This window comes from Kribbella albertanoniae, assembly GCF_004348455.1.
Lineage (GTDB): Bacteria > Actinomycetota > Actinomycetes > Propionibacteriales > Kribbellaceae > Kribbella > Kribbella albertanoniae.
In genome coordinates this window covers 1-21048 of the sequence record NZ_SMKA01000160.1, presented here as the reverse complement: position 1 = coordinate 21048, position 21048 = coordinate 1, and the positions used below count along the sequence as shown (strand labels likewise).

The 21048-nt window shown below is 68.4% G+C and carries 15 protein-coding genes; 8 read left to right on the top strand and 7 right to left on the bottom strand.

What is annotated here, in order from left to right:
• Positions 1-628: 628 nt before the first annotated feature.
• The 3 genes from E1261_RS28105 to E1261_RS28095 are packed head-to-tail and all read right to left on the bottom strand — an operon-like array spanning position 629 to position 4764.
• Positions 629-2341 carry a glycerol-3-phosphate dehydrogenase/oxidase gene (locus E1261_RS28105; protein WP_238176477.1) on the bottom strand — a complete coding sequence of 571 codons (1713 nt, stop codon included), beginning with the start codon at positions 2339-2341 and terminating at the stop codon, positions 629-631.
• 44 nt (positions 2342-2385) lie between these two features.
• A complete protein-coding gene (gene glpK / locus E1261_RS28100; RefSeq protein ID WP_132411699.1) occupies positions 2386-3903 on the bottom strand; it encodes a glycerol kinase GlpK in 1518 nt (505 codons plus the stop codon).
• Between the two features lie 27 nt (positions 3904-3930).
• Positions 3931-4764: an MIP/aquaporin family protein gene (locus E1261_RS28095; RefSeq protein WP_132411697.1), complete on the bottom strand. Its 834-nt coding sequence runs from the start codon at positions 4762-4764 to the stop codon at positions 3931-3933.
• A gap of 211 nt (positions 4765-4975) precedes the next feature.
• On the opposite strand from E1261_RS28095, the gene E1261_RS28090 reads away from it, so the two are divergent.
• From E1261_RS28090 to E1261_RS28080, 3 genes are all read left to right on the top strand, one after another.
• On the top strand, positions 4976-5515 hold the full coding sequence (locus E1261_RS28090; RefSeq protein ID WP_238176476.1) for a SigE family RNA polymerase sigma factor: 540 nt from the start codon (positions 4976-4978) through the stop codon (positions 5513-5515).
• Complete coding sequence (locus tag E1261_RS28085; RefSeq protein WP_132411695.1) at positions 5512-6609, top strand: hypothetical protein; 1098 nt, start codon at positions 5512-5514, stop codon at positions 6607-6609. The genes E1261_RS28090 and E1261_RS28085 overlap by 4 nt, the downstream gene beginning before the upstream one ends.
• Before the next feature lie 84 nt (positions 6610-6693).
• Positions 6694-7968 carry a YncE family protein gene (locus E1261_RS28080; protein ID WP_132411693.1) on the top strand — a complete coding sequence of 425 codons (1275 nt, stop codon included), beginning with the start codon at positions 6694-6696 and terminating at the stop codon, positions 7966-7968.
• On the opposite strand, the gene E1261_RS28075 is transcribed toward E1261_RS28080, so the two are convergent.
• Positions 7965-8579 (bottom strand): VOC family protein, encoded by a 615-nt coding sequence (locus E1261_RS28075; protein WP_132411691.1) that lies wholly within the window; start codon positions 8577-8579, stop codon positions 7965-7967. The genes E1261_RS28080 and E1261_RS28075 overlap by 4 nt on opposite strands.
• A gap of 98 nt (positions 8580-8677) precedes the next feature.
• On the opposite strand from E1261_RS28075, the gene E1261_RS28070 reads away from it, so the two are divergent.
• The 3 genes from E1261_RS28070 to E1261_RS28060 all read left to right on the top strand — a co-directional run bounded on the left by E1261_RS28070 (position 8678) and on the right by E1261_RS28060 (position 13582).
• Positions 8678-9961 carry an alpha/beta hydrolase gene (locus tag E1261_RS28070; RefSeq protein WP_165952689.1) on the top strand — a complete coding sequence of 428 codons (1284 nt, stop codon included), beginning with the start codon at positions 8678-8680 and terminating at the stop codon, positions 9959-9961.
• Positions 9958-10728, top strand: coding sequence for an SGNH/GDSL hydrolase family protein (locus E1261_RS28065; protein ID WP_165952688.1), 771 nt, complete (start codon positions 9958-9960; stop codon positions 10726-10728). The genes E1261_RS28070 and E1261_RS28065 overlap by 4 nt, the downstream gene beginning before the upstream one ends.
• Before the next feature lie 79 nt (positions 10729-10807).
• Entirely contained in the window at positions 10808-13582 is a 2775-nt protein-coding gene (locus E1261_RS28060; protein ID WP_132411685.1) for an ATP-binding protein, read from the top strand.
• A 40-nt stretch (positions 13583-13622) separates the two neighbouring features.
• Here E1261_RS28060 and E1261_RS28055 read toward each other — a convergent pair whose 3' ends face one another.
• Both E1261_RS28055 and E1261_RS28050 read right to left on the bottom strand, forming a co-directional pair.
• Entirely contained in the window at positions 13623-15446 is a 1824-nt protein-coding gene (locus E1261_RS28055; protein ID WP_132411683.1) for a S8 family serine peptidase, read from the bottom strand.
• A gap of 32 nt (positions 15447-15478) precedes the next feature.
• Positions 15479-16957, bottom strand: a complete 1479-nt coding sequence (locus E1261_RS28050; protein ID WP_132411681.1) for a S8 family serine peptidase — start codon at positions 16955-16957, stop codon at positions 15479-15481.
• Positions 16958-17153: 196 nt separating this feature from the next.
• Here E1261_RS28050 and E1261_RS28045 point away from each other — a divergent pair, with 196 nt between their 5' ends.
• Positions 17154-18542, top strand: coding sequence for a PKD domain-containing protein (locus E1261_RS28045; protein WP_132411679.1), 1389 nt, complete (start codon positions 17154-17156; stop codon positions 18540-18542).
• Between the two features lie 216 nt (positions 18543-18758).
• Here E1261_RS28045 and E1261_RS28040 read toward each other — a convergent pair whose 3' ends face one another.
• Positions 18759-19865 (bottom strand): GDSL-type esterase/lipase family protein, encoded by a 1107-nt coding sequence (locus E1261_RS28040; RefSeq protein WP_132411677.1) that lies wholly within the window; start codon positions 19863-19865, stop codon positions 18759-18761.
• A 99-nt stretch (positions 19866-19964) separates the two neighbouring features.
• Between E1261_RS28040 and E1261_RS28035 the strand changes: the two genes are divergently transcribed.
• Positions 19965-21048, top strand: a 1084-nt coding sequence (locus tag E1261_RS28035) for an XRE family transcriptional regulator (RefSeq protein ID WP_165952687.1), incomplete at its 3' end; no start/stop codon positions are given.

The following is a 21048-nucleotide window of genomic DNA, read 5'->3' as shown; positions in this document are numbered from 1 at the left end:
CCATCTCAGCGGGCAACCCCCTCTTTCCCCCGCCAACCCCCCACCTGAGGGGATATCGCTCGAGGTGGGGGGTTGCCCGTTCAAAATTTCAGTGGGCAACCCTCCAGTTGAGGGGATATCGCTCGAGGTGGGGGGTTCGCCGACGGGGCAGCAACGGGGATCGCAGGTCAGGCGGCGGGTCAACTTCCCCAGCCTTGGCCCGTGAGCCCCGGGCAGCGGTCACGCGATCGCCGGCCTCGCCATCCAGTTCAGCCATGCGCCCGGCCCGTCGTGCTGCTCTGGCGGTCGAGTCCTGTGCGGATCACGCCTTTGTGGAGTGTGGTGGGCGGTATCTGCACATTTGGTTCCACTGATCGCCGGCGTCGCGCCGCAACAGATGCGTCCGGTGGGGTGGGTCGGTGGCTGGGCGCCGGGGTAGCTGAGCGGGTCGGCGGGCGTACTGCGGTCAGCTAGTGGGGAGTGCGGACACCTGGTCGGGTGTCCACGGTCCCCAGTGGGTGTATGCGGTTCAGGCAGGTCGACTGCAGTCGTCCGGTGCGGGGGTGTGGAGACCGTGCAGTGGGCGTGAACAGGTCATGCCTTGTTCGCGCCCACCGGTTCTTGTTCACGCCCACGGGTCGTGGCTGGGTCAGGCCGGCGAGACGATGTCCGGGGCTTCCAGGCGGACCTTGTCGGCGGACTCGTCGTCGGGCTGGTCCTGGGAGGCTCGCTCGGACTCGACCCGGCGGACGTAGAAGGACACCTCGCGCTCGATCGCCTGTTCGTCCCAGCCGAGGATCGGGGCCATCAGGCGCGCGGCGGCTTCGGCGGCGCCGATTCCGCGGTCCCAGGCTTCGATGGAGATCCGGGTCCGGCGGGCCAGTACGTCGTCCAGGTGGCGGGCGCCTTCGGCCTTCGCGCCGTAGACGATCTCGGCCTGCAGGTAGTCCTGCGTGCCGGGGAGTTGCTCGCCGAGCGACGGGTCCTCCTCGACCAGCGCGAGCACCTCGTCGATCAGAGCGCCGTACCGGTTGAGCAGGTGCTCGATCCGGGCGACGTGCAGGCCGGAGCGTTGGGCGATCAGGTGCCGCTGGTTCCACAGTGCCTGGTAGCCGTCCGCGCCGACCAGCGGCGTGGTCTTGGTGACGGACTTCGGCACCCGCCCGTCGAGAGCGGCGGCGGCGGCGTCGATCGCGTCCTTGGCCATCACCCGGTACGTCGTGTACTTGCCACCGGCAACGACCACCAGGCCCGGGGCGGCATGCGCGACCACGTGTTCGCGGGACAGCTTGGACGTGCTCTCCGACTCACCGGCCAGCAGCGGCCGGAGTCCGGCGTACACGCCCTCGACGTCCTCGCGGGTGAGCGGGGTGACGAGCACGGAGTTCACGTGGTCGAGCAGGTACTCGATGTCCTTGCTGGTCGCGGCCGGGTGCGCCTTGTCCAGATTCCAGTCTGTGTCCGTGGTGCCGATCAGCCAGTGCCGGCCCCACGGGATGATGAACAGCACCGACTTCTCGGTGCGCAGGATCATGCCAGTGCTGGACTGGATGCGGTCCTTCGGCACGACCAGGTGGATGCCCTTCGAGGCGCGCACGTGGTATTGCCCGCGCTCCCCCACCATCGCTTGGGTGTCGTCGGTCCAGACACCGGTCGCGTTCACGACCTGCTTGGCCCGGACCTCGAACTCACGACCGCTCTCCAGGTCCTTCGCCTGCACTCCGGTGACGCGCTCACCTTGACGCAGGAAGCCGGTGACCTTGACCCGGTTCGCGACATGAGCGCCGTACGACGCGGCCGTCCGCGCGAGCTCCATCGTGTGCCGGGCGTCGTCGACCTGGGCGTCGTAGTACATGAGTGCTCCGACCAGAGCCGACTTCTTCAGCGATGGGACGAGTCGCATCGCGCCGCGGCGGGTCAGGTGCTTGTGGATCGGCAGGCCGGCTCCGAGACCGGAGCTGACCGCCATGCCGTCGTACAGGGCGACGCCGGCGCCTGCGTAGAACCGCTCCCACCAACGGTGCTGGAGCGGGTAGAGGAACGGCACCGGCTTGACCAGGTGCGGTGCCAGGCGTTGCAGGAGCAGGCCGCGCTCCTGCAACGCCTCGTGCACCAGTCGGAAGTCGAGCATCTCCAGGTAGCGCAGACCGCCGTGGATCAGCTTGCTGGAGCGGCTGGAGGTACCGCTCGCGAAGTCGCGTGCCTCCAGCAGTCCGGTGGTCAGGCCCCGGGTTGCGGCATCGAGTGCCGCGCCGGTGCCGACCACCCCGCCACCAACCACCAGGACGTCCAGCTCTTGTCCTTCGGCCATCGCGTCGATCGCGTCGGCCCTTGCTTGCGGTGACAGAGCCACTACCGCCACTGTGCTGCCCTTCCTTCCGATTGCCCGTGCGTAGGTTTCAGTAGTTAGTCGACATCGACCCAGTCAAGCGTGCGCGAGACGGCCTTCTGCCAGCCCGCGTACCCCTTGCTGCGCTGCTCGTCGTTCCACTGCGGTTCCCACCGCTTGTCCTCGTTCCAGTTCTGGACGAGCTCTTCCTTGTTCTTCCAGAACCCGACCGCCAGGCCGGCCGCGTACGCCGCACCCAGGGCCGTGGTCTCCGCGACGACCGGCTTGCTCACCGGTACGCCGAGGATGTCGGCCTGCATCTGCATGCACAGCTCGTTGGCCGTGACACCGCCGTCGACCTTCAGCACGTCCAGCCGCACTCCGGAGTCCTTCTCCATCGCGTCCGTCACGTCCTTGCTCTGGTAGCAGATCGCTTCCAGTGTTGCGCGTGCCAGGTGAGCGTTGGTGTTGAACCGCGACAGCCCGACGATCGCGCCACGGGCGTCCGAACGCCAGTACGGCGCGAACAGGCCGGAGAAGGCCGGGACGAAGTACACGCCGCCGTTGTCGGCGACCTGCCGGGCCAGCGTCTCGGTCTCGCTCGCACCGGAGATGATGCCGAGCTGGTCGCGCAGCCACTGCACCGCCGACCCGGTCACCGCGATGGAACCCTCCAGCGCGTACACCGGTGCCTCGTCGCCGAACTGGTAGCACATCGTGCTGAGCAGACCGGCCTTCGACCGGACCAGCTCGGTGCCGGTGTTCAGCAGCATGAAGTTGCCGGTGCCGTAGGTGTTCTTGGCCTCGCCCGGGTTGAAGCAGACCTGACCGACGGTCGCGGCCTGCTGGTCGCCGAGGTCACCCGTCAACGCGACCACGCCACCGAGCGGGCCGTTCGCCAGGGTCTCGCCGTACTTGTTCGGGTCCGACGACGGCCGGATCTCGGGCAGCATCTGCCGCGGGATGTCGAAGAAGCTGATCAGCTCGTCGTCCCAGTCGAGGGTCTCGAGGTTCATCAGCATGGTCCGGCTGGCGTTCGTGACATCGGTGATGTGCACGCCACCGTTGACCCCGCCGGTCAGGTTCCACAGCAGCCAGGTGTCGGTGTTGCCGAAGACGGCGTCCCCGGCCTCGGCGGCGGCGCGGACACCGTCGACGTTCTCCAGGATCCACTGCACCTTGCCGGCCGAGAAGTACGTCGCCGGCGGCAGCCCGGCCTTCTGCCGGATCACGTCGCCCTTGCCTTCACGCTCCAGCGCGGAGGCGATCCGGTCGGTCCGGGTGTCCTGCCAGACGATCGCGTTGTAGTACGGCCGGCCGGTCTTACGGTTCCAGACCACGGCCGTCTCGCGCTGGTTGGTGATGCCGAGCGCCGCCAGGTCGCTCGCATGCAGGCCGTTGGCGTTCAGCGCGGTCTGGATGACCGAGCTGGTCCGCTCCCAGATCTCGGTCGGGTTGTGCTCGACCCAGCCGGCCTGCGGCAGGATCTGCTCGTGCTCCAGCTGGTGCTTGCCCACCTCGTTCCCGGAGTGGTCGAAGATCATGAAGCGGGTGCTCGTGGTGCCCTGATCGACGGCACCGACGAAGTCAGCCATGGATAGTCCCTTCCTCACACACGTGGGTCATGCGGTCTTCTCCTCCGGAATGCGACCCGGCTCTTCCTCTTCGTCCGCGATCGGCAGGTTGCGCCCGACCAGCAGGTCGTAGAGGAACGCGCCGACCAGGGCGCCGATGATCGGTGCCACGATCGGCACCCAGAAATAGACGTCCCCGAACTGATCCTTGAACGCTCCCCCGTACCCGGTGAAGAACGACGCCAGCCGCGGACCGAAGTCACGGGCCGGGTTGATCGCGTACCCGGCGTTGGTACCCCACGCCATCCCGATGCCCACCACCAGCAGGCCCACGATGAACGGCGCCAGGTTGGCGGCCGGCGCGGTGTTGCGCAGATCGGTGATCGCCAGGATCACGAACATCAGGATCGCCGTACCGATGATCTGGTCCCGGAAGCCGCCCCACAGGTCGACGCCGAGATCCATGCTGCCGTTGCCCGGCAGGGTCGAGAACACGCCCTGGGTCTTGATCGTGAGCCCGGGGTCGACCTTGTTGAGTGCCTCGGTGTAGTTCCACCGAACTACCAGCGCCGCCAGGAACGCTCCGAGGAACTGTGCCACCGAGTACGGCAGCACCTTCTTCCAGCTGAACCCGCGGAACGTCGCGAGGGCGATCGTCACCGCCGGGTTCAGGTGCGCGCCGGTCATCCGGCCCGCCACGTAGATACCCAGTGTCACACCGAGTCCCCACGCCCATGCGATCGAGTCGTGGTCACCGATCCCGCCGGCCACCACCTGCGCCACCACGCCGCAGCCGAACAGGATCAGGATGAACGTGCCCGCTAGCTCGGCAGAACACTCCCCCAGAAGGGTTTTCGCTTTGACCGCTTCGGTCGTAGCCATACCGGCTGGCCTCCCTTCCCTTACAAGACCACCGTGACGACCACGGCTGGCTGGAATCTAGGAGCCATTGGCGGCCACCACAACGCCCGCCGTTCGACATTGTCGAACGGGACCAGTTCACAACTGGTCTGCGACACTCGGTAACTCCTCAGCGACCTACAGCGACCACTTCCGGCCCGATCCAACCTTTTGGCAGGGTGATCACGTCAGGGTGAGCGACAACGAAGCCCTCGATCGAAGGAGCCCGATGGGCGAGGAGTTCGCCGAGTTCGCGCGCGGGCGGCACGGGGCGCTGTACCGGTACGCGTACCTGCTCGCCGGTGACCGCGGCCTGGCCGACGACCTGGTCCAGGAAGCCCTGCTCAAGACGTACGTCGCCTGGCGCCGTCTGCGCGACCCTCGGGCCGCCGAGGCCTACACCCGCAAGGTGATCACCAGCACCGCGATCGACTGGTGGCGGCGCAAGTCGTACCACGAGCGGCCGCACGACGCCGTACCCGACGGAATCACCCCGTCGGACGACGCCGGTACCCGGCTGTGGTTGTGGCACGAACTCCTCCAGCTGCCGCCCCGGCAACGCGCCGCCCTCGTACTGCGCTATTACGAGGACCTGACCGAGGCCCAGACCGCCGAGGTTCTCGGCTGCTCGATCGGCACCGTGAAGAGCCAGGTCTCGGTCGCGCTGCGCAAACTCCGCGATCGCCTCGGCGACGACGTCTTTCCCGTGGACCTGACAGGAGCCCGGCCGTGACCGATCTACTCAAAGACACCCTGACCGCCCGGGCCGCGGGCTCCGAGCCGCCGCCCCTCGACCTGGATGCCCTGATGGCAACCGGTGACCGCCGGATCCGCCGACGCCGCATCGGCGCAGCACTCGGTACGGCGTTCGTCGCCGCAGCCGTGGTCGCCGCGGGCCTGGTCGCCGTCCGGGCTACCGGTGACCAGGCACCGGTCGCCGGGCTGCCGTTCGAGGAACGACGTCCGACGTACGCGGTCGGCGGTGTCATCCACTTCGGCGACACGACGATCGACACCGGCATCAAGGAGCTCGGCCAGCTGGCGCGCACCAACCTGGGGTTCCTCTACCTCGAGCTCAACGGCACAACTCTCTACCTGACCGACGGCCGGAGCAGCCACACGGTCGCCGAGGTCCATTCGGGCACGGAGCTCTTCGCCGCGGGCGACTTCGCCGGCTGGACCGAACCGATCCAGGGCGGAACCCGGACTGTTGTCGTCAACCTCCGGACGAACCAGATCGTGCACAGCACGCCCACACGCACCGACGACTTCGAGCCGCTGACCCCTTCGTCGCGGCGCACATTGGTCGGCCTTGATGATCGGTACGCGTACTTCGACTCGGCCAAAGGTGTCCTCCGGGTCGATCTGCACAGCACGAAGAGCACCTTGATCCCGCTGTCCGGTGTCCCCGTCCAGTCGGTCGCAGCCTCCGCCGGGCGCTACGTGTTCGTCTCCCCCGGTCTGGGCACCACCGGCAGGTCTCTCGTCCTGCGCGGGGGCGGAGCCTCCCCGGGGACCCCGTACGCACTGGAGGCGTTCAAGGATTCTGCCTGGCAGGCCGCCGTACGCATCTCCACCAACGGTTCCTACCTGTCCGTCGCACCGAACGGCGACGCACCGAACCTGTACGACGCCACCGGCATCCGCCTCGCCGTCAGCGGCCCGGAGCCCCGAGTGTTCGGTCACTGGTTGTCGGACAGCACATTCGTCGCCGCAGGCGGGTCCGACCTGCTCACCTGCGCCGTCGCCACCCAAGTGGTCACCTGCCAAGTGACTGCACACGACTTCGTCCCCCGCGACCAGATGCTGGCCTTGTCCACCAACTGACCAGGAACCCACCCTGGAAAGTGAAGGTACCTCACGGTAACCTCTTGCTCACCCAACGTCCCCACCGCCCCCTGGGAGTCGTCGATGAGCCTTCTGCCTGCCCGCCGTCCCGATGCCCGCCACGCGCGCCCGCGGAGCCGGAGGCGCCGTCCACCGTTGATCGGGCTGGTGCTGGCCGGTCTGGCCGCCGGCAGTTTGACCACTGCCGCCGCCGCTGACACCGCAGCGTTGCGCCCGGTGATGTTCGTCGGGAACAACTGGGACGGGACGGCGGACGTCCTGCAACCGTCCGGGACGTTCGCCAAGATCGGCCGGGTCAACATCGTGCCGGACAAGGACGAGCGGCTCGCCGAGATCTACCTGAACCCGATCAAGCTCGGCTACTTCCTCGGCATCCGGAACGGACCTGGTGAAGGCCACGACCAGTTGGTCGACGACCTCTACAGCAGCCCCGACGGTACGGCGATCGTCGCGTCCCGGCCGAGTTTCGCCGATGTCGTGTCGATCGACATCGCGACCGGGCGGGTGAAATGGCGGTTCCCCGTCTCCGGCTACCGCGCCGACCACATGGCGCTGTCACCGGACGGCCGGCGGGTCGCGGTCTCCGCGTCGACCTCGAACACCGTGCACGTGCTGGACGCGGCGACCGGCGTACAGCTGGGGTCGTTCCCGACCGGCGACAAACCGCACGAGAACGTGTTCACCGCGGACGGCAAGATCTGGAACTCCGCGATCGGTGAGGTCATCACCGCGCTGGACGGACCCGGCTGGGACTGGACCAAGGGCGATCGCAAGATCACGGTCGCCGACGCGACGACGTACCAGGTGGTCAAGGTGATCGACATGCGCCCGCGGCTCGACGCCTTCGGCCGCAGTGACCTGTCCGACGCGGTCCGGCCGGTCGCGTTCACACCGGACGAGTCGAAGCTCTACTTCCAGGTGTCGTTCTTCAACGGCCTCCTCGAGTACGACGTTGCGTCCGACGCCATCACCCGCCAGGTCGAACTGCCGAAGAACCCGAATACGAACGAGGACCGGACCACCTGGGTGAACGACTCCCGCCACCACGGCCTCGCGATGAACCCGGCCGGCACCAAGCTCTGCGTGGCCGGGACCATGGACGACTACGTGACCGTCGTCAACCGCAGCACGCTGGCGCACGGCCCGCTGGTCACGGCGAGCAAGCCGTACTGGGCGACGATCAGCGGCGACGGTCAGAGCTGCGTGATCTCCGAGAGCGGCACCGACCAGATCACCGCGATCAGCTTCGCCACCGGCCAGAAACAGGTCTCCGTCCCCGTCGGCGACCACCCGCAACGAATCCGCCTCGGCCGCGCGCCCACGAGCTGGCCGAACTAGCCCACGGCGTACTCGCCGCGCGGGCCGCGGAAGGTTGCGGTCAGCGCGGCGGGTCCGGTGCTGAGGTCGAGGCTCGTCGACAGCACGCCCAGAACTGCCCGCAGCTCAGAGGCCTGTGGGTGGGTGGCGTGCAGGCTCACCAGGTCCACGGTCGGCAAGTTCGTGGTCGGGTGCGGCGTCGTACCCCAGTCGATCAGGAACGGGACGAGGCCGTCGTACAGGTAGTGCGGGGGTGTGCTGACTCGCCAGCTGAGCAGCTCACCACCCGGGGTCTCGCGGGACAGCGGTCCGATCGTGCCGAGGTCTACCCCGGCAGCATGCGCGGTCGCCAGTACGGCGTCGATGTCGGCCGGGTGGATCGCCCAGGTGAGGAACCGCTCCGTACCGGGCTCGCCGAAGTCGAACGCCGGCTCCCGGTTCGCGTCCGGATCGGGTCCGAGCAGTTCCAGGTACGCCGTGCCGCCCAGGCCTACCAGGAAGTTCCGGGTACCCCACTTCTCGTGCCGGCCACCCTCCACCGGATCAACTCCGGTCGCGTCGGCGAACCGCCGTACGGTGCCGAACAGGTCGGCCGTGGCCAGGACGAGGTGGTCGAGCAGCGGGACGGTCATGCCCTGACCGTAGCGGTGTGACCGGCGAGACACCGGCGATGCCAACCAGCGGGACAGGCTCGGCGTCACCCGGGTGGACCGTTGAACGGGAGGCTGCGATGGGACTGGCAGAGGTTTCGCTGCTCGGGGGTTGGTTTCCGGCCGCGCTGGAGGTGCTGGCGGGCGGGCTGTTGCTGATAGCGGTCGGTTGGCGGGATCGGCGGTGGCGGTGGCGGCTGGTCCCGCTCATCGCGGGGTTGTCGGTCGTCGGCGCTTTGCTGGCGTCGTACCCGGGTGCTGCGCTGGTCGGGATCACGGATCCGCTGCCGATGGGCGTGTGGGTGTGGCTGGGGGTTGGGCTGGCGGCGATCGCCGTACTGGTCGTCGGCTGGCGCTCTGCTGGCTGGCTGCGCCGCGGCACCGCCGTACTGGCGATGGCAGTCGCGGCCCTGGTGTGTGCGAATCAGGTCAACCAGTTCGTCGGGTACTACCCGACGATCGATGCCGCGGTGAACGACTGGACCAATGCGCCGCTGCCCGGGCAGGTGTCGATGACCGGACTGGCCCAGGATTCAGGTGGGCGGAGCCTGCCGCGGGCAGGCAAGCTCGTGTCGGTCGACATCCCGGCGACGTACAGCGGGTTCGAGCACCGGCCGGAGCTGGTCTACTTGCCGCCGGTCTGGTTCCGCAGCGCGAGGCACCATCCGGCGCTGCCAGTGGTGGAGGTGATCGGCGGCGAGCGGGGTGCCCCTGCCGACTGGGTGCGGCTCGGGAACGCGGTCGACACAGCGAACGCATATGCCCACCGGCACCACGGGTTTGCGCCCATACTGGTGTTCGTGGATGCGACGGCCTCGTTCGACAACGACACCGAGTGCGTCGACGGTCCGCGCGGAAATGCGGCGACGCACCTGGCCCGCGACATCCCGCAGTACGTCGAGAAGACGTTCGGAGCCGCCCGGAATCCTGCCCAATGGGCGGTGGCCGGGTTCTCGATGGGCGGCACGTGCGCGATCGACCTGGTTGTCGAGCACCCCGATACCTTCACACACTTCGTCGACATCTCCGGCGACCTGGAGCCGAACAGCGGTGACGACCACGACACTTTGGTCCAGTTGTACGGTGGCTCGGTGGCGTCGGAACAGGCCAATGAGCCGCTGAAGGTGATGCATGCCCATGGCAAGTATGTCGGCGTCAGCGGCATGTTCCTGACCAGCACCGCCGAGAAGACCCACCAGCGCGAGGCCCACCAGTTGTCGCGGGCAGCGGCCAAGGTCGGTATCCCGTCGACGGTCCAGGTCTCCCCCGGTTCGCATGTCTGGCAGTTCGCCGGCCCGGCGTTCGCCCGGTCCTTCCCCTGGCTGGTCAGCCAGCTCGATCCACCCCACCACAGGTCGGCGTGACCCGCAGACTCCTCGTCCTCGCTGTCACGTTCGCGCTGGTCACGCTGACCATCGCGGCGGACGCACGGCCGGCCACTCTCGACGTCCCCGCCGGCAACCTGAGCGTGCTCGCGCTCGGTGACTCGGTCACGTCCGGCTACCACTGCTACTGCGATGCCTTCCCCGCCTCGTACGGCGATTTGCTGGCGCAGCGCACCGGTACGGGCGTGACCGTCCACAACTTCGGGGTCGGCGGGATCGACTCCGAAGGTCTTCTCGAAGAGCTCGACCGCTCCAGCTCGCAGATGGCCCGGGCCGCCACCGACGCCGACTACGTCCTGCTCACGATCGGCGCCAACGACTTCGCCGGACACGAGGACGACGTCACCGCCGGACGCTGCACCACGGAATGCGTCACCGAGGAAATGGCCGGGCTGACGCGCAATCTGCGCCGCATCCTCGACCGCATCACCGAGCTCGACACCCACCGGACCCCCGAGATCCTGGTGACGGGCTATTGGAATGTCTTCAAGGACGGCCAAGTCGCCCGTGACCTCTATCCGCTCGAAGGGCAGAACGCGACCCAGGCCCTGACGCTCGCCACCAACCAGGTGATCGCCGATGCCGCGCAGGCTGCCCACGCGACGTACGTCGACGTCTTCACGCCGTTCGAGACCGCACCCGACATCACCAACCTGCTGGCCCCCGACGGCGACCACCCGAACGCGGCCGGGCACGCCCTGATCGCCGAGCTGCTACTCGAGGCCACCCCAAAGCTCACCGGTTGAAGTTCTTCCGCGACGGTTGGTGACCAACTAGGGTCCCCTCAACGATGTACACGACTTCGCCGCCCTCGAGGAAGTGACCATGCCGCGCTCGTTCCTGCTGCGCACGAGCTCACCTGTTCTGGTGGGCCGGAGCGATGAGCTCGAGGTGCTGGTCTCGACCGTGCCGCGGCGGTCGACCGTGGTGATGATCGAAGGTGAGGCCGGGATCGGGAAGACCCGGCTGGTCGACGAACTGCTCGCCCATCCCGACGTGGCCCGCCTCACGGTCCTCGTCGGCCATTGCCAGCCGCTGCGCGAACCTTTCCCGTACGGCGCCGTGATCGAGGCACTGCGATCCCTGGCCGGCACCCGTCTCCACACCGTGAGCCCGGTCGCCGGAGCCTTGCGCCCACTGCTGCCTGAGCTGGCAGAACTGCTGCCGCCACAGCCCGAGCCGATCGGCGACCCGCACGCCGAGCGACACCGGACCCTGCGCGCCACCCGCGAGGTGCTCGCCGCGATCGGCCCAGCCGTCCTGGTCGTCGAGGACCTGCAGTGGGCCGACGACGGCACCCGCCAACTCCTCCGCTTCCTGATGGCCGACCCGCCACCGAACCTCTCGGTCGTCATCACCTACCGCCGCGAGGATCTGGCCGGTCACCTTCCCCTCGGTACGGCGTACCGGCCGCCCGATCACGTGGCCGGGATCCTCCTGCAGCTCCGCCCGCTCGATGTCGACGCAGTCCGGGTCCTGGCGTCCGCCATCCTGGAGCACGAGCCGGTGAGCGAGGAGTTCGCCGACCGCCTGCACGAGCGGACCGCGGGGATCCCGTTCGTCGTCGAGGAGCTGTTGCGTTCCCTGCACGGCTCGGCCGCCCGGCTACCCGACGAGGTCGAGGTACCGGTCCTCCTCCGCGACGCCTTCGCCGACCGACTCGCCGGGCTCCCCGACCTCGCGCACCGCATCGTCCATGCAGCCGCGGTCCTCGGCGTACCGGCTGGGGTCGAGCAGCTGTCCGTCGTGGCCGGTATCGACCCCGAGCACGCCGAGCTCGCGCTGATCCAGCTCGCCCGGGCCGGCGTCGTGCACGAGACCCGGCCGAACCGGTACGGGTTCCGCCACGTGCTCGCCCAGCAGGCGGTCTACGACTCCCTCGAAGGACCCGCCCGCCGCCAACTGCACCTGGCCGCGATCGACGCGTTGCGCGGCACCGAGCCGCCCCCACTCGTGCAGCTCGCCGAGCACAGCCGCCGGGCCGGCCGCCGTACCGACTGGCTGCGGTACGGCGAAGAGGCGGCCGACCGAGCCACCGAAGTCGGCGACCCGGCCGTCGCCACCGGCCTCCTCCAACGACTCCTCGCCGAACCCGACCTACCGACCACCGAGGTCGACCGGCTGGCCACCAAGCTCGGATCAGTCGCGTACGCCGGTCTCGACCAGCACGACCCGGTCGCGACCCTCGACCGCGTGCTCAGCGACCAGCGGCTGTCCACCGCAGCCCGCGGCGAGGTCCGGCTCCTGCTCGGCCGGCTGCTGGTTCGCGAGAGCGGCCGGATCACCGAGGCCCGCCTCACCATCAGCCAGGCCGTCGACGAACTCGCCGAGCGCCCCGACCTCGCCGCCCGCGGCGCTGCCTTGCTCGGTACGACGTTCATCGGCGACACCCCGTTGGCCGAGCATCTGCCGTGGCTGGAACGGGTCGAGGCGTACCTGGTCACCTGCGACCAACCCGAGGTCCGCTTCTCGCTACTCGCCAACCTGCTCGGGTCCCGGCTGTCCATCGGCGACCCGAATGTCCTGTCCGACCTGTCGGCCCTCCCGACCGCCGGCGAGTCCCAGGCCGAACGCCGCCAGCTCGCCCGCACTCGGTGCAATCTGGCCGACTCCTGTACGACGATCGGCCGCTTCGGTCAGGCCCGCGAGTTCCTCACCAGCGGGATCCGGTTGGCCGCGGAAGCCGGCAGCCCGTTCGTGGTCAGCACTGCCCGCTCCACCGAGGTCCGGCTCGACTGGTACACCGGCAACTGGTCGGGGCTCACCGAACGCGCAGCCCGGCTGCTCGGCGAGTACCGCGATTTGTTGCCGGTAGCAAGCGAACTCTCGCTGGTCCTCGGTCTCCTCGCGATCACCCGCGGCGAATGGCCGGCCGCAGCCGAGCACCTCGGTCGCACCGGCGTGCACAGCCCACAGGACGCGATCACGCCGATCGCGATCGGCGGCTTCGCCGGACTGGCCCGGATGTGGCTGGCCCAGGACGACCTGCCCGCCGCCACGACCATCGTCGAGCGCGGTCTGCAACTGGTCCGGCGCAAAGGCGTATGGGTCTGGGCCGCCGACCTGGCACCGGTTGCCGTCAGCACGCTGCTTGCGACCGGTCGGGTCGCCGAGGCGGCCGCGTTGACCGATGAGTTCGCAGCCGGGATCGCCGATCGGGACGCCCCGCTCGCGACGGCGGCGCTGTCGTCCTGCCGTGGCGAGATCAGTGCGGACCCAGAGCATTACCGGTCGGCAGAGGCGGCGTACCGGGCACTGGACGCGGTCTACTTCGCCGCCCAGGCTTCGGAGCGGGCCGAGACGCGGGATCTGCCCGCGCTGGCTGATTGGTACGACGTACTGGGTGCGACGCGTGACGCCGCCCGCTGCCGGCACGACCTGCGCTCGCGCGGAACACCGGCCCCGTCGCGGCGAGGACGCCGGGGCTATGGCCTGGAGCTGTCACCGCGGGAACAGGATGTCGCCCGGCTGGTCTCGCAGGGCCTCACCAATCGCGAGATCGCCGAGGTTCTGTTCTTGTCACCGCGGACCGTCGAGCAACATGTCGCGAAGGTACTGCGCAAACTCGGAGCGGTTTCCCGTTCCGAGCTCGCACGCTGACCGGGGTGGCGCCACCTGCCGGGCGCCACCCCGGCGCCCTTCACTGCCCGAAGCAGGAGGCTTGTGCGCCCACGCTCCAGCACTGGACCTGCTTGGTCACTGTGCTGCTCGCACCAGCGCGGTCGGTCACCTTCAGTTCGGCGGTGTAGGTCTTCTGCGTGTTGCTGTAGGTGTTGGACGCGGTCACGCCGGAGCCGGTCTTGCCGTCACCGAAGTTCCACGCGTACGACGCGATGTCGTTGTCCGGGTCAGTCGAACCCGAACCGTTGAAGCTGCATGCCGCCCACTGGCACTGCACCGTGAACGACGCCTTCGGCGGCTGACCGGCCGGCGGCGCACCCGCCTGCACCTGCTTGGTTGTGGAGCCCGTCTTCCCCGCATCGTCAGTCACCGTCAGCTTCACGGTGTACGTGCCGGCGGTGCTGTAGGTGTGCGACGGCTTGGCGCCGGTACCCGGCTGGCTGTCACCGAAGTCCCACGCATACGACGCGATCGAAGGACTTGACGCGGAGCCGTCGAAGGAACAGGTCAGCGAGTTCGCACAGTTCGCGGTGAAGGAGGCCGTCGGGCCGCCCGGCTGGCCGCCACCGATCTTGCTGACATCGAGCAGCTTGTTCGGCGAACCTGCGCCCGGATTCTGCACCTTGCCTTCCTGCGCCATGTTCACCAGCGCGTCGCGGACCTGGGCCGGGGTCGCACTCGGGTTCGCCGACAGGTACATGGCCGCCGCGCCAGTCACATGCGGCGCGGCCATCGACGTACCAGACATGCCCTTGCTGCCGTTGTTACTCGAGTTGCTGGCCGAGGTGATGTTGCCGCCCGGCGCGAAGATGTCCACGCAGGAGCCGATGTTGGAGAAACTCGACCGGCTGTCGTTGGAGTCCGTCGACGCGACGGTGATTGCCTCCGGCACCTTGGCCGGGCTCGGCGTACAGGCACTGCCGCCGTTGTCGTTGCCAGCAGCAACTGCCCAGACGATGCCTGCGGCAATGGAATTCTTGACGGCCCGGTTGACACCTTCCGGGTCGGCGTTGGCGCCGCCGGACGTCCAGCTCGCGTTCGCCACGGCCGGCTTCACCGCGTTCTGGGTGACCCAGTCGACGCCCTGGATGGAGTCCGCGTCAGGCGCGTTCCCATCACAACCGAGGACCTTGACACCGATCACGGTCACGTCCTTGGCGACGCCGTACGTCTCACTACTCGACGTACCGGCGGTGTGCGTGCCGTGGCCCTGGTCAGTGGCGTTCTTGCACTCGTTGACGTTCGCGTCCTCGTCAACGAAGTCGTACCCGGATTTCGCCCGGCCCTCGAACGAGACGTGGTCCGTGTTCAGCTCCGAGTCGGTGTTGTAGACGGTGACGCCGGTGCCGGTGTTCGGGTACTTGTAGACGCTGTCCTTGACGCCGTCGATCCGGTCCAGGCCCCACGACGGCGGGTTCGGCTGCTCCCCCGCCGCTGCCTTGGCGAGGCTGCGCACCACGCTGGCGCCAAAAGCGTTGCCCTTGGCATCGGCCCGGTGCACCCACAGCGACTGCTGGACGAACTCGACCTTCGGGTCGGCCGCGAGCCGCCGCGCCTGCCCCTCGGACAGCTTCACGGCGAAGCCCCGCAGAGCCGCCGAATACACGTTGCGGACCGTGCCGCCGTACCGATCAGCCAGTACGTCGGCCTCGGCACCGACCGTGGACAGCGCGGCCGGTGCGAGCGACGTACCGCCGTGGAGTCCGACGATGTACAACCCGGGGACGGTGTCGGGTGCGCCCGCGTTCAGAACAGTGCCGGTCGGAGCGGCCTGGACGGTACCCGTGCCCGCGAGGACGAGCCCCAGAGCGCCGACGAAGATCCCTAGAGATTTTCTGCGCATGATTTGCCTTTCCTATTCCTCGAAAGAGAGGACTATTGGCCGAAGCAGAAGGCTTGGGCGCCGACGCTCCAGCACTGGACCTGCTTGGTCGCGGTGCTCGTGTTGCCGGTGCGGTCGGTGACCTTCAGCTGAGCGGTGTAGGTCTTCTGCGTGTTGCCGTATGTGTTGGACGCGGTCACGCCGGTCCCGGTCTTGCCGTCACCGAAGTTCCACGCGTACGACGCGATGTCGTTGTCCGGGTCAGTCGAACCCGAACCGTTGAAGCTGCACGCTGCCCACTGGCACTGCACCGTGAACGACGCCTTCGGCGGCTGCCCAGCCGGCGGCTGGCTGCCGCCGCCGAGTTCGTTGACGTACAGCAGCTTGTTCGGCGAGCCGCGCAGGTCGGTAATCTTGCCCGGCGTCGAGGTGTCCACGATCTTCGCGTTGGCGTTCGCCACGGTGCCGCTGGGGTTCGCGCTGAAGTACAACGCCAGCGCTCCGGCCACATGCGGGCTGGCCATCGACGTACCGCTCATGTTGCCGCTGCCACCGCCGTTGGTGGACGAGGTGATCGCTGAGCCGGGGGCGAACAGGTCCACGCAGGTACCGAAGTTGGACGACTGGCTGGTGTTGAAGATGCTGCGCTTGTCCTGCTGATCCGATGACGCCGTGGTCAGCGCGCCCGGCGTACTGGCTGGGCTCACGTTGCACGCGTCCTGGCCCTCGTTGCCCGCGGCAACTGCCCAGGCGACACCGGCGTCGATCGACTTGGCCACCGCGTCGTTCAGAGCCTGGCTCTTGCTGCCGCCCAGGCTCATGTTGCCGACTGCCGCCTGGGGTGCGTTCTTGGTGACGTAGTCGACCCCGGCGATGATCGCGTCGTAGCTCCCGGTCCCCTGGCAGTTCAGCACCCGGACGGCGACCAGCTTCACCTTCTTCGCGACACCCCAGGTGTTGCCGCCGACGGTTCCGCCGACGTGCGTCCCGTGGCCTTGGCAGTCGCTGGCATCGGCGTCGTTGTCGATGAAGTCGTAGCCACTGCTGGCTCGGCCGCCGTAGTCCGGATGGTCGAGGTCCATTCCGGTGTCCACGACGTACGCCGTGACGCCGGAACCGTCGTTCGGGGCGGTGTAGGAGTTGCTGAGCGGCAGGTCGCGTTGGTCCGTTCGGTCCAGGCCCCGCGTCTCGCTGATCCGAGCAGTGGCGTTCTGTTCGACGTACCGGACTGCAGGGTCGGCGGCGAGACGCTTCGCCTGGGCCTCGGTCATCTGGACCGAGAATCCGCGGAAGGCTGCCGAAAACACGCGGCCGAGAGTGCCGTCGTACCGGTCGGTCAGGTCACCAGCCTGGCTGCGCGCGGTGGTTGTGGACCCGGTGAGGGCGACCAGGTAGCTGCCGGCGATGGTGCCTGGTTCACCGGCTTTGAGGATGCGGCCTTCGGCGGCTTGCGCCGTACCGAGGCCTGCGACCGTCAGGGCGGCCGTCGTGGTCAGGACGGCTGCGAGCCGTCCGAGGGCGAGATATGGCATGAGTTTCTCTCCTTCTGGCCGGCGGGGCGGCGCGGCCTGCAGCCACTGTCGAGGCGGGCCGCGGGAAGAACAATCCGTAGTGGGATAGGTAGTGGCCGGTGGCAATAGATGGGTAGCCCTACGGACCCGTGCGCGGATTGTTCGCGGGTCGGTGACTGGTGATGCTGCGGTCATCCGCCCATTCCGAGGAGGCACCATGAGGCGATTGCTCGCCGCCTTCACCGCACTGATCGCATTCACGCCGGGGCTGGCTCATGCCGGCACAACGCCGTACGACGCCGTCAATCCGAACCAGACCGAACCCAGTGGTGGTCCGACCACCCAGATCATCGGCGGGCAGGAGGCCTTCGTCCGGGACCACCCGTTCATCATCGCGATGCTGCGCGAAGGCGGGGCCCGGCCGCAGGGCCAGACCTGTACGGCGGCCGTTGTGGCGCGCCGGGTGATCGTCACGGCCGCGCACTGCAAGGACGGTCAGGGCGCGAAGTCGATGCTGTACGGCTCGGACGACCTGACCAAGGCCGGCGGCACCAAGCTCGCGGTCAAGGAGTACCTGCAGCACCCGAACTACCAGCCACCCAACGGCTGGCAGCAGGGCTGGGACGTCGGCATCGTGGTCACCGAGACCGACATCCCGGTCCCGGCCGGCTACCAGTACCCGCGCGTCGCCAGCTCGGCCGACGGCACCCTCGACGACCCGGGCCGGAAGGCGCTACTGCTCGGCTACGGCCGGGTCCGCGACGGTGAGAACGAGTTCGGCCACCTGAAGAAGGTGGAGAACTTCCCGCTCGTCGACGGCCGCAACACCTGCGGCTCGTTCGGCTCGTTCAACGACGCCTACATGATCTGCGGCGGTTACGCCGACGGCCACGACGGCATCTGCCAAGGCGACAGCGGCGGGCCGATGCTCGTCGACGGCGTCGTCATCGGCGTCGCCTCCTGGGTCAAGACCGGCTGCGGCAGCTACGGCGCCTGGGGCAAACTCACCGGCGTGATGGGCGACTGGGCCAACGAGACCATCAAGAAGTACACCGAAGAACCCGGCGCCCCCACCGCATCCTTCACCGCGAACTGCGCGAACTCGCTGACCTGCGCCTTCGACGGCTCGGCCTCAACCGACCCCGACGGCACCATCGCGTCGTACAGCTGGGAGTTCGGCGACACCCAAACCGGCACCGGCGCGACTCCCTACAACACCTATTCGACCGCCGGCACCTACACGGTGAAACTCACCGTCACCGACAACTCCGGCAAAACCGCCTCCACCACCAAGCAGGTCCAAGCCGGCGCCCCACCCGCCGGCCAACCCCCGAAGGCCGCCTTCACAGTCCAATGCCAATGGGCCGCCTGCACCTTCAACGGCACCGGCTCAACCGACCCCGACAACGACATCACGTCGTACGCGTGGACCTACGGCGACGGCAAAACCGGCACCGGCGCCACTGCAACCAACACCTACCCCAACACCCAAAAGACCTACACCGCTCAGCTGAAGGTCACCGACCGCACCGGCAACACAAGCACCGCCACCAAGCAAGTCCAATGCTGGAGCGTAGGAGCCCAAGCCTTCTGCTTCCCCCAGTGACCTAGCCCAACGGCTCCCGGACCCCTGCCTCCGGGAGCCGTCTCGCTTTCCGTGACCCTGAGACCAATCTCCCCAGCAGTTAGACAAGACCTCTTGCACAATACACATTGCCGACCGAGCCGGTACGACGTTGAGCGCGGTTCGACCGTTGCGGCGGGGTGCCAGATGGTTGGTGGAGTCTCAAAGTGGCCGCGGCCCGACCACCCCGCGCCTTAGCTAGGCCGTCGGGACCGGGCTGACGTCGATGGCGTCGAGTTCGGAGTAGCAGTCGCCCTTGGTGAAGCGGACCACGTTCTGGCCGGCATTGAGGGAGACGTCGACCGCGGTCACCGCCAGCAGATCCCACCCGTACGACGGGTAGACGGCAGCGGACTGTGCTCCGCCGTTCGCGGCTACGTTGTGACTGCAGTTCGTGCCCATGCCGTTCGCGGCGCGGGCACGGATGCGGTAGTTGCCGGCTGTGGGCGCGTGGAAGGTGAACGCGACCGTGCTGTCGTCGAAGTCGATGTAGCGCGCCTTGCCGCCGCCCGAGGCCGAGGTGATCCGGCCGGTCTGGACGTGGGTGAGGGTCGCGTTCGCCGTCTGCTCGGCTTCGAGCCTCAGCAGGGGTCGGCCGGTGAGAGCGCCGTACCAGAGGCCGGCCGCCTTCGACAGCGAGCCGTAGTTCGGGTGCAGCGCGTCGGCCATGTCGAACGGATTCGAGAAGGCCTGGTTCGTGTCGACGAACGTGACCTTCTTCCCCGCGGCCGCCTTCGCCGCGGCCATCGCGGGGATCGTCGCGTTGAACGCGTCGACGTGCGCATCCTTCAGCTCGTCGTTGATCGGCGGAATGCTGCTCACGAACGTCTGCGTGTTCGGCAACGTCTGCGCGATCGTGTCCAGCAACGTGGACAACCGTCCCGGCGCAGCCCCGGACGACTCGTCGGTGTGCATGTCGTTCGTACCGATCATCAACGTCACGACATCGGGCTGGTACGTGTTCAGCCAGCCGACGACACTGCCCTGGATCATCTCGATCGTCCAGCCGCCGTGCCCCTCGTTGTCCTTGTCCGCCAACGCCGCCGACCCCGAACTCACCGACCCGACAAAATCCACCGGCCGCTGATCAGCCCGCAACAACTGCCACAGATCAGTCCGATACCCACCTTGCGCAGCATCGGCGCCCGCCGTGATCGAGTCCCCGATCGGCATCACCTTCGTCGGCACAGCCCGCACCAACGGCACCGCAACCGCGGCCTCCGCCGGCGCCTGCCCAGAACTCACCCCGAACCCCAACAGCGAACCAACCAGCGCAACCGGCACAGCACGCAGCACTCCACGCATCAAAACTCCTCCTCAGGGCGGCTCCCCCGATCCTCAGCCACCCCGCCCCACCCCACAATCCTTTCCAACTCCACCGAACCCTGCTGGCACAATCGCCTCGTGGAGGAAACCTTCGCCGACGCCCTCAAGAACGCCCGCCAATCCCGCGGCCTCACCCAGGAGGCGCTGGCCGTGCGGGCCGGACTCAGCGGTCAGGCGATCGGTCTGCTCGAGCGAGGCGTGCGGAAGTATCCGCATTTGACCACCCTCGACAAGCTTGACCTCGCGCTCGCCCTGACCGCGGAGGAGCGAGCCCTCTTCAAGCGGCTCGCCGCGCGCGGCACCCCCAGCAACACGCCGACCGGACCGGGGATCGGCCCGGCCTGGACCGTCGCCGAGCAGCTCCCGACGACGAGAGCGTCGTTCACCGGCCGCATCGAACTCCTCGACCAGCTCAAGGAGGCGCTAACCGCCGGTGAGGTACAGGTCGGGGCGACCGTCGTCGTCACGGTTCGCGGGATGGCCGGTGTCGGAAAGACCGCCCTCGCAGTCGAAGCGGCGGACGCCTGCCGAGCCGCCTATCCGGACGGCATCCTGTCGGTGAACCTCCGCGGGTTCGGCTCCGGTACGCCGCTCGCCGGGGTTCAGGTGATCGGACAGATCCTCCGGGCCACCGGCGTACCGGCCGAGTCGGTGCCGGGTGATTCAGCCGAGGCGATTGCCGCGCTGCGCACCCGACTGACCAACCGCCGAGTCCTCCTGCTGCTCGACAACGCCCGCGACGTCGCCCACGTCACCGACCTGATCCCCAGCACCAGCGGCTCAGCCGTCCTCATCACCAGCCGCAACACCCTCACCACCTTGCCGGCCCGGCTCCACATCCAGCTCGAGCCAATGCCGGCCACCGAATCCGTCCAGCTCCTCACCCAATCCGCCGGCAGCGAATGCCTCGGCGACTCCGCCGACCGCATCGCCGAGCTGTGCGGACACCTCCCGCTGGCCCTGTCGGTCGCCGGCGCCTGGCTGCTCCGCCACCCCGACACCTCGGCCGCCGAGCTGGTACGGCGACTGGAGGACGAGACCCGCAGACTCGACCTGCTCGGCGTCGACGACCTCGACGTCCGCGCCAGCCTCGCCCTGTCGATCGACCAACTCATCAGCAGCCCCCGCCCCCGCGACCACGAGGCCGCCCGCACTTTCACCC

Excerpts from the sequence above, each read along its gene's own strand:
- glpK (WP_132411699.1), bottom strand. The coding sequence starts at position 3,903 with ATGGCTGACTTCGTCGGTGCCGTCGATCAGGGCACCACGAGCACCCGC.
- E1261_RS28095 (WP_132411697.1), bottom strand. The coding sequence starts at position 4,764 with ATGGCTACGACCGAAGCGGTCAAAGCGAAAACCCTTCTGGGGGAGTGT.
- E1261_RS28080 (WP_132411693.1), top strand. The coding sequence starts at position 6,694 with ATGAGCCTTCTGCCTGCCCGCCGTCCCGATGCCCGCCACGCGCGCCCG.
- E1261_RS28075 (WP_132411691.1), bottom strand. The coding sequence starts at position 8,579 with ATGACCGTCCCGCTGCTCGACCACCTCGTCCTGGCCACGGCCGACCTG.
- E1261_RS28070 (WP_165952689.1), top strand. The coding sequence starts at position 8,678 with ATGGGACTGGCAGAGGTTTCGCTGCTCGGGGGTTGGTTTCCGGCCGCG.
- E1261_RS28060 (WP_132411685.1), top strand. The coding sequence starts at position 10,808 with ATGCCGCGCTCGTTCCTGCTGCGCACGAGCTCACCTGTTCTGGTGGGC.
- E1261_RS28055 (WP_132411683.1), bottom strand. The coding sequence starts at position 15,446 with ATGCGCAGAAAATCTCTAGGGATCTTCGTCGGCGCTCTGGGGCTCGTC.
- E1261_RS28050 (WP_132411681.1), bottom strand. The coding sequence starts at position 16,957 with ATGCCATATCTCGCCCTCGGACGGCTCGCAGCCGTCCTGACCACGACG.
- E1261_RS28045 (WP_132411679.1), top strand. The coding sequence starts at position 17,154 with ATGAGGCGATTGCTCGCCGCCTTCACCGCACTGATCGCATTCACGCCG.
- E1261_RS28040 (WP_132411677.1), bottom strand. The coding sequence starts at position 19,865 with ATGCGTGGAGTGCTGCGTGCTGTGCCGGTTGCGCTGGTTGGTTCGCTG.